We start from the raw sequence: 11,747 nt of genomic DNA on the forward strand, positions 1-11,747 counted from the left end.
AAAAAAGTCGAGGGATTCTTTCTATGTATAATCATCTAAAGATTAATCTGTTTTATCATTCTTTTTTGTATAATTATCTAATAGGAGAAGTGCGAAGTACAAAACGTTTAAGTCTTTGAATTGTTTTGGATCAAGTCCTGTATGTTCTTCAATCTTTTTTAGCCTGTAATGTAATGTGTTAATGTGTATATGTAATTGTTTAGCCGTCTGTTTATAAGATTGGTTATAATCGATAAATAAGCGTAAAGTTTGCATAAGCTCAGGAAATGATAATAAGTTTTCGATGGTACGCTCTAGAAATTGTTCACGCGTTTCGACAGAAATATCTTGTAAACACATTTCTAAACGTAAATCTTCATTAAATACAATTTTTTTCGTCTCCAATGATACAGAAAGAGCGCGTAATGCTTGTTCGTAACATATGCTCATATTGTTTGGGGTAACTGTTTGTCCAATCCCTATATATAAAGGAATAGAAAATAAAGTTTCGCAGTCTTGTTTTAACCGTTTTAAAAATTGATAAGTTTGTTCTTTGGAGCTCATCGCTGTAAATAAAATAAAACGATCATTTCCCCAGCGAACAAATAGATGCTCTTTTGTTAAAATATTACGTATGTGTTGCCATATTTTACGCTGGAGCATCGTGTCATTTTTGCCAATAGAAAACAAAATAAGTTGTTTTTTCTTATATAAATCAATGCCAAGTGTTTTGGCGCGATCAAGAAAACTTGGAGACCACTCTGTATTTTGAAGCCAATCAAAGACAAAAGCTTCATAAGAACGGTGCTCAAGTTCTAGTTGCTCTAAAAAGTAGTTTTCATGAATTAATAATTCGGTCATCTTACGCAATATTTCTCCGTAGCGTGAAATATTTTCAGGTTCTCCTGTAATTCCAATGACACCAATTACTTCATCATGAAATAATAAAGGAAGATTCATCCCAGCCTTTACACCTTGCAATCGCCTTTCATCTTCTTTTGTAATGATGACGGTTTTCTTTTGTTTGGCACAGCGGAGTGCACCTTCATGAAATTGACCAATTCTTTCTGTATCTGTACTTGCGATAATAACGCCTTCCATATTAATGATAATAATATTTTCTGTAATTAGTCTGCGTACTTCTCGTACAATTTTATTCGCTAAATCAGGAAATAGCATAATTGACACACCTCAAATTCTATTTGTTGTACATTATATATGTAAATTGAGTAAGAAAGGGAAATTTCACACTTTCCACACATTTATTTGTTATTTTACAATTATAACGAAATCATCCGAAGATGGAGGGAATCTTTTGAGAAAGTATGTTTTTCTTCTCTGTTTTTTATTTCTACTAGTAGGGTGTCAAGGAAGTTCATATACACCAATTGCTAAAGATAAAAATGTTATTATAACTACGAATATAAAAGAAGGCAGCATTAGTTTTATTGATAAAAAAGATAAAAAGTTAATTACGACATGGGAACTAAATGAGCCAATGGCCGGAATCACACTGCTTCCAAATGGCGATGAAATACTTGTATACGGTAAGCAATTAGAATATATGTATGTATATTCACTAGCGGAAGGAAGGCAAGTGGGAAAATATAAAACTGGAAAGGGCATTGTAAATGTGGTCGTATCAGCAGATAAAAAACAATTATTTGCTGCTGATCAAAATGTTCAAAAGGTAAGGTTCTTTACGATAAATGGGAAAGAGACAGGAAATGTTTCAACAGGAAAAGGGCCTATAACGATGGTAGAGTATCAGAATCGGTTATCTGTACTAAACTTTTATGATACGAAACTAACGACAATTGATACGAAGAAAAAAGAAGTTATTCAATCCTTTATGATTCCGCCAGCATCAACAGGAGCGACGATTAGTCCTGATGGGAAAGAAATATGGATTGGCGGACATGGTGATGGAAATCAAGTAAATGAGAAAGTGTTAGTGTATTCTTTACAGAGTGGAGAAATGGTGCGTTCTTTACACGCTCCATTTATGCCTGTGAATATAACGAGGGATAGTAAGTACGTATATGCACTCAGTCATGGGTCGAATACACTTAGAAAGTTTGATATTAGAACATATAAAGAAATAGCTTCTGTAGAAGTAGGGTCGAATCCATTTGCATTTTTTGAGAGCGGAGCAGAAGGGTATGTAGCCAGTTATGATAGTGATGAAGTGTGCGTTATAGATATGAAGAATTTGAAAATAAAACAAACAATTAAAGTCGGAAAAGGACCGTTTCAACTCATAGAGAGGGAAGGGAAGGACAATGAATAAATATAGAGTGCTAGTTGTAGATGATGAAAGTGATATGAGACAGCTTGTTGGAATGTATTTGGATAACTTTGGATATGAGTGGGGAGAAGCTGAGAATGGAAAAGAGGCTCTTAAAAAACTAGAAACGGATCATTATGATTTCGTTGTATTAGATATAATGATGCCAGAAATGGATGGACTTTCAGTTTGTAAAGAAATTAGAAAAACGTCAGATGTGCCGATTATATTTTTAACGGCAAAAGGTGAAGAGTGGAATAGGGTGAACGGCTTACGTATGGGAGCAGATGACTATATTGTAAAACCGTTTAGTCCTGGTGAATTGGTTGCCCGTATGGAAGCTGTGCTAAGAAGATATACAAAGCAAGAACAGCAAGAAGAGATTCAATTTGGACCAATTCTTATCAATGAAAAAAGTAGACGAATAGAGGCGGATGGTGAGTCGATTTCTCTTACTGTAAAAGAGTTTGATTTATTATATTTTCTTTGCCAACATACAGGACAAGTATTTAGCCGGGAGCAATTACTTGAAAAGGTATGGGGATATGATTATGCCGGAAGTACAAGAACGGTAGATACGCATGTGAAAACGATGCGCTTGAAGCTTGGAGAAAGTGGAAACTACATTCAAACTGTTTGGGGTGTAGGCTATAAATTTGAGGTGTAACGTATGTTTACGATGGTACAAAAACTTTGGCTTACAGTAGTATGTGCAGTATGTGTAACAGTGTCCTTTCTTTATTTCGTATCTTTATACTCGTATGAAAAATTATACGTTGATAATTTAAAAGCTTCGTTAGTAATGGAAGGAAAAAGTCTTGCTGCTCAATATGATAAGCGTGAAGGAATATCAACTTTTGAAGAGAAAGTAAGATCGTTTGATCAAATATCTAGTTCAGACGTTATTTTCGTGTCTAATCCGCGTGATTTAAGCGCATGTTTGCCTTTTGATGTGCATCATCATTCTCTTATAAGTGAAGGAGCTAGGCAAACGCTATTAGACGGGAAAACTGTGACAAAAATAGGATATGAAGAACATTTTGACCGTAATATTATGGGGGTTGTCATCCCTGTATTGGAAAATAAAAAATTAGTCGGAATTGTCTATTCGTATATTCCTTTAAAAAGTATAAAAGATTTAATCTATGATATGGGTCTTATTTTAGCACCGTTAGCAATTGCTATGATTTTAATTACGATATGGGTTGGAAGGAAAATTATAATTGCAATTACGAAGCCACTTTCGCAAATGGAGCGGGTTGCAAATCATTTGGCTACGGGAGATTTTTCGGAGCGGATTACAGTTTCTTCAGAGGATGAAATTGGACGATTAGGAAAAGCATTTAATAAAATGGCAAATTCATTAGAAACAGAAGATGTAAAGCGTAAGGAATTTTTAGCAAATGTTTCGCATGAACTTAGAACACCACTTAGTTATATAAAAGGGTATAGCGAGGCTATTTTAGATGGTGTTGCAAAGGGACCGCAGCAGGAAAAAGTAACGCAGCTAATTCATAAAGAAGCAGGTCGTATGCAGCGTCTCGTTCATGACTTGTTAGACTTAGCACAATTAGAAGGTGAGCACTTTCCGTTAAAGAAGCAACCTATCGTTTTTTCACAGCTGATTGAAGACGTATTAGATACGTATGAGATTAAGTTTATAGAAAAGGAAATTCATATTTCAACTAATTTAAATCCAGAGGTCATTGTCATGATTGATGAAGATCGTATGCAACAAGTGCTTCATAATGTGTTAGATAATGCGATACGGTATACAAATCAAAAAGGAAATATCGTTATAACTTTAGAGCAAATCGATGATTACTGTGAATTAAAAATAAAAGATACAGGAATTGGTATTGATATAGAACATTTGGAGAATCTTGGAGAACGCTTTTACCGAGTTGATAAAGCGAGAAGTCGTCAACATGGTGGAACAGGTTTAGGCCTTGCTATTGTGAAACAAATTGTTCATATACATGGTGGACAGTGGAAAATTGAAAGTGAAAAAGATAAGGGAACAACGGTTATTATTAAACTGAATGTACAGGATGAGGGGAGCATGTTCTAATTTTTAGGACATGTTCTTTATATTGAAGAAAATATTTATCCCGCTATTCGCCGGGCAGTAAGACCCTCACCTCAAAATTCAACGGAAGCAAAGAAGTTAGGTGGAGGCCCTGCTGCCCGTAAAAGTCCGATTCGTGAGGGCTAATAATCAGTGGGCGATGAACAAAACCCCCACTGATTAAAGTTTCACTTTATACGTAAAAATATAAATTAATATGTAATAAATATCGAAAATTTGACTATTTTATGAACAAAACATTTGTACTTCTTATCAATTCGGTCTAAAATAGTTATGATGCAAAGTTCTTATAAATCGTTTCAATTGTTGTTTGGAAGATACTGAGGTGATTTAACTGGAGTACAAATCTATTAAACCGAAAAAAATTTACGAAGAAGTATCTGAAGCTATTTTAACAATGATTAAAAATGGTACGTTAAAACCTGGTGACAAACTACTCCCTGTGCATCAATTAGCTGAGCAGTTTCAAGTTGGCAGATCTGCTGTTCGTGAAGCGCTAAGTGCGCTAAGAGCGATGGGCTTAATTGAGATGAAACAAGGAGAAGGTACATATGTGAAGAACTTCGATTCTTCTTCATTAACGAAATCATTAAACAATAGATTATTAATGAAGAAAGAAGATATTTTGAATTTATTAGAAGTACGAAAGGTGCTTGAAGTGGGGGCAGTTCGAGTAGCGGCGGCAAAACGTACGGAAGATAATTTACAAAATATGAAACATTGGTTAGATGAAATGGCAAAGAGCATTGGAGATGAAAAGGCTGGCGAAAAAGCCGATTTTCAATTTCATATGGGAATTGCAGAGTCTTCGCATAATAACATTTTGCTTGAACTCATGAATCATGTTTCAGAGATGATTGCTGAAACAATTGGTGAATCAAGACGCATTATTTTATATGGTGAACAAACGACATCAGAACGACTTATAGAAGAGCATCAAGTTATATATGATGCGGTGTTAAAACAAGATGTAGAATTAGCGCAGCAAGCAATGCTAGATCATTTAACAAATGTAGAACATATTGTCACAGGTAAAAACGATATAAATTCGTAATTTAATCTTTTAAAAATTTAATTTTCTGATAAAATAGAGAAAGATTAAGTAAGCGTTTTCTTTAGAAGAGGGAGAGGATAGGCCACGGTTGAGCCTATTTCTTCTCTACTAAGTCATCTGATGACCATATGTTTGTTGGTGAAGTTGTAAAAAGGGGGAGTAATAGTTATGAAAGTTACTTTATTTGTTACTTGTTTAGTCGATATGTTTGAAACAAATGTCGGCAAAGCAACAGTTGAAGTGTTGGAGCGTTTAGGTTGTGAAATTGAATTTCCAGAAGCACAAGTTTGTTGTGGGCAGCCTGCTTATAATAGCGGCCATGTAGAAGCAGCAAAAGAAGCGATGAAACATATGATTGAAACTTTCGAAGATGCAGAATATATCGTTACGCCATCTGGTTCTTGTGCGACAATGTTTCATGAGTATCCGCATGTTTTCAAAGATGATCCAAAGTGGGCTAAACGTGCACAAAAAGTTGCTGATAAAACTTATGAATTTACACAGTTTATTGTAGATGTTTTAAAAGTTACAGATGTTGGTGCAAGTTTACCAGGGATAGCTACTATTCATAAATCATGTCATATGACGCGTATGCTTGGAGTAAAAGAAGCACCAGGAATTTTATTATCAAATGTAAAAGGATTAACTGTGAGAGATTTGCCAAACGTGCAAAATTGTTGCGGGTTTGGGGGAACGTTTTCAGTTAAGATGACTCCAATTTCTGAGCAAATGGTAGACGAAAAAGTAGATAGTGTCATGGAAACAGGTGCAGATTATTTAATCGGTGCAGATTGTGGGTGTTTGTTAAACATTGGCGGACGTATTGAGCGTTTAGGAAAAGAAGTAAAAGTAATGCATATTGCTGAGGTACTGAATAGTCGCTCATGAAGGGGGAACATAAGCTATGTCTATGAAAATCAGTGAGAAAAAATTTAATGATCGCGTTGGTGATGGAATTCAAGATTCGTTTATGCGCGGAGCAGTATCTTCTGCACAAACGCGTTTATATACGAATCGCTTAAAAGCTGCAGATGAATTAGGAAACTGGGAAGAGTGGCGTGAACTAGGTGAACAAATTCGTCAACATACGTTAGAAAATCTGGATTATTACTTAATGCAGTTAAGTGAAAATGTATCAAAAAGAGGCGGACACGTGTACTTTGCGAAGACGAAAGAGGAAGCTGCAAAGTATATTCAAGACGTTGCCAAAAAGAAACAAGCGAAAAAAGTAGTAAAATCAAAGTCGATGGTAACAGAAGAAATTAGTATGAACCATGCGCTTGAAGAGATTGGCTGTGAAGTGTTAGAGAGTGACTTAGGAGAGTATATCTTGCAAGTAGATAACGATCCACCTTCACATATTATTGCACCTGCACTTCATAAAAATAGAACGCAAATTCGCGATGTATTTAAAGAAAAGCTAGGCTATGAAAATTCTGATGACCCATATGAAATGACAAAGTTTGTTCGTAAACAACTTCGTGAGAAATTTATGGATGCAGAAATTGGTGTAACTGGTTGTAACTTTGCTGTTGCAAATACTGGATCTCTTTGTTTAGTAACGAATGAAGGTAATGCAGATCTTGTTATGTCAATTCCTAAAACACAAATTGCGGTAATGGGTATGGAACGTATGGTTCCGACAATGGAAGAATTAGATGTTTTAGTTGGTTTACTATGTCGTAGTGCAGTAGGTCAAAAATTAACAAGTTATGTAACAGTAGCAGGACCAATTCAAGAAGAGGAAGTTGATGGACCTGAAGAATTCCATTTAGTGGTTGTTGATAATGGTCGCTCTCAAATTCTTGGATCTGAATTCCGTTCCGTATTACAATGTATTCGTTGCGCTGCTTGTGTTAACGTATGTCCTGTATATCGTCACGTTGGTGGACATTCATATGGATCGATTTACTCAGGACCAATCGGTGCGGTATTAACACCGCTTCTAGGTGGATATGATGATTACAAAGAGCTTCCTTATGCATCTAGTTTATGCGGAGCATGTACAGAAGCTTGTCCAGTAAAAATTCCATTGCATGATTTATTATTAAAACATCGTCAAGTCATCGTTGAGCAAGAAGGTCGTGCACCACTTGCAGAAAAACTAGCGATGAAAATGTTTAGTATGGGTGCTTCTTCAGCTGCTTTATATAAAATGGGTTCAAAAATGGCACCAGCGGCAATGAGTCCATTTACATCTGGTAATCGTGTATCAAAAGGTGTTGGACCACTTAAAAACTGGACGGATATTCGTGAATTCCCAGCTCCAAGTAAAGAACGATTCCGTGATTGGTATAAAAATCATAAGAAAGGCGGGGATAAATAATGACAGGATTAATTCAAAACCGTGATGCCTTTCTAGATAACATTGCAAAAGAACTTGGGCGCGCACGTAAAACAGAAGGTGTAGAGCGTCCAGTATGGAAAAGTAATGTGAATATAGAAACGTTAAAAGATTATTCACAAGAAGAATTACTAGAAGTGTTTAAAAAGCAATGTACAAACATTCATACAACTGTAGTAGAAACGACAAATGACCGTTTAGGTGAAGACCTTCAAAAAGTAATCATGGAAAACGGCGGGGGACCTATTTTATTATCAGCAGATGATCGTTTTGATGCATATGGTTTAACATCTTTATTTAAAGAAGAACTTCCAAAGCGAGACGTTGAAGTAAACGTATGGGATCCAGAGAGAAAAGACGAAAATATGCGTTTAGCTGAAAAAGCGAATATTGGTATTGCATTTAGTGATTATACATTAGCCGAATCTGGTACAATTGTTGTACAAAGTCATAAAGGGCAGGGACGTTCTTTACACTTTTTACCGACTGTATATTTTGCTATTATTCCACGTGAAACACTTGTGCCTCGTATTACACAAGCAGTTCAGGATATGAACTCACGCGTAGAAAATGGGGAGACAGCGGCATCTTGTATTAACTTTATTACAGGGCCAAGTAACTCGGCTGACATTGAGATGAATCTTGTTGTCGGAGTACATGGACCATTAAAAGCAGTATATTTCATCGTATAAAAGAGGGGAAAGCAGGCCGGAAAATGGCCTGCTTTTTTAGTAGAATAAAGGATAATATGAAGTAGAAGTTCTCTCCTTTTTTTGCTATGTTTTTTTGGAAAGGAGAGGAAGGGATGTTCACTTATTTATATGCACTGTTAGCAGGGATGGTGTTTGGTTCTTTTTTTATGTTAGTTGCGGTGAGGGTTCCATTAGGTGCGTCTATTATTACCCCGCGTTCACATTGTTATTATTGCAAATATGTGCTAAGGCCAAAAGAACTAATCCCCATCATTTCATTTTATATACAAAGAGGCTGTTGTACGAATTGTAAGAGGAAAATTCCAATTATATATGTAGCATTTGAATGTATAACAGGAAGTATATTTCTTCTTACCGTGTATATGATTGGAATAGAACGAGAACTTATTATCATTTTATCCCTTTTTTCGCTACTTCTTATTATTTCAGTTACAGATTACTTATATATGTTAATTCCTGATTGTATTTTAATTTCGTTTGCCGTTTTACTCATTCTCGAAAGTATTTTTGTACAATTAGTTACTTGGACAGATAGTATAGTTGGTAGTGGTGTTATATTCCTTTTGTTATATTGCATGCAAAAGATATATCCAGAAGGGCTTGGCGGAGGAGATATAAAACTACTTTCGTTACTTGGTTTTATAGTAGGAGTGAAGGGAGTTTTTATCGTTTTATTTTTAGCATCTTGTTTTAGTCTTTGTTTTTTCGGGATTGGTATCGTATTAAAACGTATAGAAGTAGGAAAGCCAATTCCATTTGGTCCTTTTATTAGTCTTGGGGCAATGTGTTATGTATTGGCCGCATATTCAAATTAGAGAGGGAGTCAAAAATGAACGTATATATGGATGATCAAAGAAGTTGCCCGTTCGGGTATGTGTCCGCAACTACGGTAGAATGTGCCTTGCAAATGGTTCGGAATTATGATGTGAATATTCTTTCCCTTGATTTTAATATGGGGTGGAGAGCAAAAAATGGACTAGATTTTGTAGAAGCTTTTTGTACAGAGGGATTATATGTGAATGAAATTCACCTTCATACGAATGATGTCATCGGTATGCACAAGATGAAACAGAGAATGGATAAGGGAAAAGAAGAAGGAGAAATTAATCCTCACCTTGTTGTTAAATACGTGGGAAGCTAAAAACTCCAAAATAAAACTTTGGAGTTTTTAATGTTTCATATGTGCTTGTAAAGGAATAATCTCTTCTTGTTGAGCTGCTGCGATTTCAGTTTCTTCCTGTTGAACTTCAGGTGTTTTCTTTGTTAAGTAGTGGTATACCATACCGACAAATACTGATCCGCCAATAATGTTACCGATTGTAACAGGAATTAAGTTATGAATAGCACCTGAAAAAGAAATTGTCTCAGGATGCGGTGAAACTAAAGATAAAGCAAAGAGTGATAAGTTTGCAATACTATGTTCGTAACCAGATAAGAAGAATGTGAAAACAAGTAGCATCATGACTATTATTTTTGCTGTGTCACCTTTAACCTGAGAAGGTAAGAAACAAGCAAGACATACGAGCCAGTTACATAAAATGGCTTTAAAGAATAACTGCATTGTAGGTGTGTTCATCTTTCCTTCAACGACTTTACTCATTAAGTGACCGTGATCAATTGCTTCAAAAATTCCAGTTGCGTAAAATAGTAAGGCAAAGAATAACGCGCCGGCTAAGTTACCTGCATAACAAGCAACCCAGTTACGTAGTGTATCAGAAATCGTTGTTTCTTTTCTTAAAGTTGCTACAGTAAAGTACATTGTGTTCCCAGTAAACAATTCAGCACCGCCATATATAATAAGTACGAGAGCAATCCCGAAAAACATAGAAGCAGCTAAATAAGTTGCTGGTGAATCTGCAATGTGAAAAAAGTTACCTAATTTAAAACATAGTACAATAATAAAACCGATATAAATACCCGCAAGTGCAGCACGAATGAAATATTGCATTGGGTTTGTATCTAGTATTTTCTTTTTGCTTTTAGCCAGTTTGACAACATAATCTAGTCCTTGTTCTAGCATGAGTAATACGCTCCTTTAGTAAATCTTCTATAAATACTCCTTATATGAATAAAGTACATGGAATTGTTCTCACTTTCAATAAGTTTGTGCAATGTTTCACAAAAAGGACATACATACATTAAGAAAACGTTTACAAAAGGTAGTATAATGGAATTTTTTCTGGACATTGGGAAGAAGAAAGAAAAAGAAAAAGCGCTGTAATTACAGCGCTTTTTCGTCTAAATTCTTTTCTACTTTTACTTCTACTTCTTTTGAGAACCAACCACCAACTGCGATTCCGACTAATACAATCCAGAATGTAAGCTTCCACGGAGTGGATTCTGGGAATGAATGTGGAATTACATTTAATGCAGGGTGTGCTAATGTATAAACTGCTAGCTTCACACCAACCCAACCTACAATTAAGAATGCTGCGGTTTCAAGTCCTGGTTTACGTTTTAAGATTTGTACGAAAGCAGTTGCTGCAAATCGCATAATGATTAATCCGATAAGTCCACCTACAAAGATAACAACGAATTGCCCAGTATCAAGACTACCAATTGTACCTAATCCTGTTTTTGGTAAAGTCATTGCTAGTGCAACAGCAGCTAAAATTGAATCAACTGCGAAGGCGATATCAGCAACCTCAACTTTAAATACAGTCCACCAAAAGTTCTCTTGTTTTTTCTTTGCTTCTTTTTCTTCTGTTTCTTCATCTGTGTTCTTTTTAACATATGTTTTAAATAAGTGATTACCAGCGATAAACATAAGGTAGATGGCACCGATTGCTTGCACTTGCCATACATCGACTAAGAACGAAATCATAAATAACGATCCAAATCGGAAAACAAATGCCCCCGCTAATCCATAAAATAGTGCTTTCTTTCTTTTTTCTTCTGGTAAATGTTTTACCATAATTGCAAGAACAAGAGCGTTATCAGCCGCTAAAATCCCTTCAAGTGCAATTAGGATGAGTAATACCCAACCATACTCCAATAATAATGATACATCCATGTACATTCTCCTCTCATTTCTATAAGTTCTAAATAAGTGAAGAATTTCCCCACTATTTAGTTTCCCCATACTCCTGCCTATTAACTTTGGAAGAATCTGGAAGTGAATGCAAAAAAGACCTCTGCCGTTAATAGGCAAAGGTCTTGCTAGACATATGTAATAAAAAATGCCAACAAAGCCGGAAGAACTAAGTTCTACGTAATGACGACTTTGTTTCCAAGAAATATTCTTGGACGCTACTCCCCTTTGGAGATATGTTATTGTATTC

At 35.6% G+C, this 11,747-nt stretch carries 12 protein-coding genes and 1 riboswitch; of the genes, 9 read left to right on the forward strand and 3 right to left on the reverse strand.

The genetic code is table 11. From position 1 onward, the window contains the following. Nucleotides 1–42: 42 nt before the first annotated feature. Nucleotides 43–1,167: a sugar diacid recognition domain-containing protein gene (locus tag V6946_RS06935; RefSeq protein WP_139849163.1), complete on the reverse strand. Its 1,125-nt coding sequence runs from the start codon at nt 1,165–1,167 to the stop codon at nt 43–45. A gap of 127 nt (nt 1,168–1,294) precedes the next feature. On the opposite strand from V6946_RS06935, the gene V6946_RS06940 reads away from it, so the two are divergent. From V6946_RS06940 to V6946_RS06980, 9 genes are all read left to right on the forward strand, one after another. Then, nucleotides 1,295–2,269 carry a YncE family protein gene (locus tag V6946_RS06940; RefSeq protein ID WP_001234152.1) on the forward strand — a complete coding sequence of 325 codons (975 nt, stop codon included), beginning with the start codon at nt 1,295–1,297 and terminating at the stop codon, nt 2,267–2,269. Beyond that, nucleotides 2,262–2,933 (forward strand): response regulator transcription factor, encoded by a 672-nt coding sequence (locus tag V6946_RS06945; RefSeq protein WP_001046397.1) that lies wholly within the window; start codon nt 2,262–2,264, stop codon nt 2,931–2,933. Before V6946_RS06940 ends, V6946_RS06945 begins: the two co-directional genes overlap by 8 nt. Nucleotides 2,934–2,936: 3 nt before the next feature. Continuing rightward, entirely contained in the window at nt 2,937–4,337 is a 1,401-nt protein-coding gene (locus tag V6946_RS06950; RefSeq protein WP_366981415.1) for an ATP-binding protein, read from the forward strand. Between the two features lie 382 nt (nt 4,338–4,719). Next, complete coding sequence (locus V6946_RS06955) at nt 4,720–5,409, forward strand: FadR/GntR family transcriptional regulator (RefSeq protein ID WP_254904515.1); 690 nt, start codon at nt 4,720–4,722, stop codon at nt 5,407–5,409. 168 nt (nt 5,410–5,577) lie between these two features. After that, entirely contained in the window at nt 5,578–6,297 is a 720-nt protein-coding gene (locus V6946_RS06960; RefSeq protein WP_000869148.1) for a (Fe-S)-binding protein, read from the forward strand. Nucleotides 6,298–6,313: 16 nt separating this feature from the next. After that, nucleotides 6,314–7,735, forward strand: coding sequence for a LutB/LldF family L-lactate oxidation iron-sulfur protein (locus tag V6946_RS06965; protein ID WP_006917713.1), 1,422 nt, complete (start codon nt 6,314–6,316; stop codon nt 7,733–7,735). Continuing rightward, the gene (locus V6946_RS06970; RefSeq protein ID WP_000147187.1) at nt 7,735–8,445 is read left to right on the forward strand and encodes a lactate utilization protein C; all 711 of its coding nucleotides are present in this window, start codon (nt 7,735–7,737) and stop codon (nt 8,443–8,445) included. Before V6946_RS06965 ends, V6946_RS06970 begins: the two co-directional genes overlap by 1 nt. A 113-nt stretch (nt 8,446–8,558) precedes the next feature. Further along, on the forward strand, nt 8,559–9,281 hold the full coding sequence (locus V6946_RS06975; protein WP_000495725.1) for an A24 family peptidase: 723 nt from the start codon (nt 8,559–8,561) through the stop codon (nt 9,279–9,281). A 14-nt stretch (nt 9,282–9,295) separates the two neighbouring features. Then, nucleotides 9,296–9,607 carry a cyclic-phosphate processing receiver domain-containing protein gene (locus tag V6946_RS06980; RefSeq protein WP_001103771.1) on the forward strand — a complete coding sequence of 104 codons (312 nt, stop codon included), beginning with the start codon at nt 9,296–9,298 and terminating at the stop codon, nt 9,605–9,607. A 27-nt stretch (nt 9,608–9,634) separates the two neighbouring features. On the opposite strand, the gene V6946_RS06985 is transcribed toward V6946_RS06980, so the two are convergent. Together V6946_RS06985 and V6946_RS06990 are read right to left on the reverse strand one after the other, a co-directional pair. Then, nucleotides 9,635–10,486, reverse strand: coding sequence for a formate/nitrite transporter family protein (locus tag V6946_RS06985; protein ID WP_000893026.1), 852 nt, complete (start codon nt 10,484–10,486; stop codon nt 9,635–9,637). 201 nt (nt 10,487–10,687) lie between these two features. Continuing rightward, complete coding sequence (locus V6946_RS06990; RefSeq protein WP_366981416.1) at nt 10,688–11,479, reverse strand: TerC family protein; 792 nt, start codon at nt 11,477–11,479, stop codon at nt 10,688–10,690. A gap of 82 nt (nt 11,480–11,561) precedes the next feature. Next, a riboswitch (yybP-ykoY riboswitch) is annotated at nt 11,562–11,736 on the reverse strand. Nucleotides 11,737–11,747: the final 11 nt, after the last annotated feature.

The sequence above is a fragment of the Bacillus sp. PPSBB_2 genome, assembly GCF_045291115.1.
Classification (GTDB): Bacteria; Bacillota; Bacilli; order Bacillales; family Bacillaceae_G; genus Bacillus_A; species Bacillus_A cereus.

Bases quoted from the DNA above. Each gene is read 5' to 3' on its own strand.
- V6946_RS06970 (WP_000147187.1), top strand. From the start codon at position 7,735: ATGACAGGATTAATTCAAAACCGTGATGCCTTTCTAGATAACATTGCA.
- V6946_RS06990 (WP_366981416.1), bottom strand. From the start codon at position 11,479: ATGGATGTATCATTATTATTGGAGTATGGTTGGGTATTACTCATCCTA.
- V6946_RS06965 (WP_006917713.1), top strand. From the start codon at position 6,314: ATGTCTATGAAAATCAGTGAGAAAAAATTTAATGATCGCGTTGGTGAT.
- V6946_RS06985 (WP_000893026.1), bottom strand. From the start codon at position 10,486: ATGCTAGAACAAGGACTAGATTATGTTGTCAAACTGGCTAAAAGCAAA.
- V6946_RS06980 (WP_001103771.1), top strand. From the start codon at position 9,296: ATGAACGTATATATGGATGATCAAAGAAGTTGCCCGTTCGGGTATGTG.
- V6946_RS06975 (WP_000495725.1), top strand. From the start codon at position 8,559: ATGTTCACTTATTTATATGCACTGTTAGCAGGGATGGTGTTTGGTTCT.
- V6946_RS06960 (WP_000869148.1), top strand. From the start codon at position 5,578: ATGAAAGTTACTTTATTTGTTACTTGTTTAGTCGATATGTTTGAAACA.
- V6946_RS06950 (WP_366981415.1), top strand. From the start codon at position 2,937: ATGTTTACGATGGTACAAAAACTTTGGCTTACAGTAGTATGTGCAGTA.
- V6946_RS06945 (WP_001046397.1), top strand. From the start codon at position 2,262: ATGAATAAATATAGAGTGCTAGTTGTAGATGATGAAAGTGATATGAGA.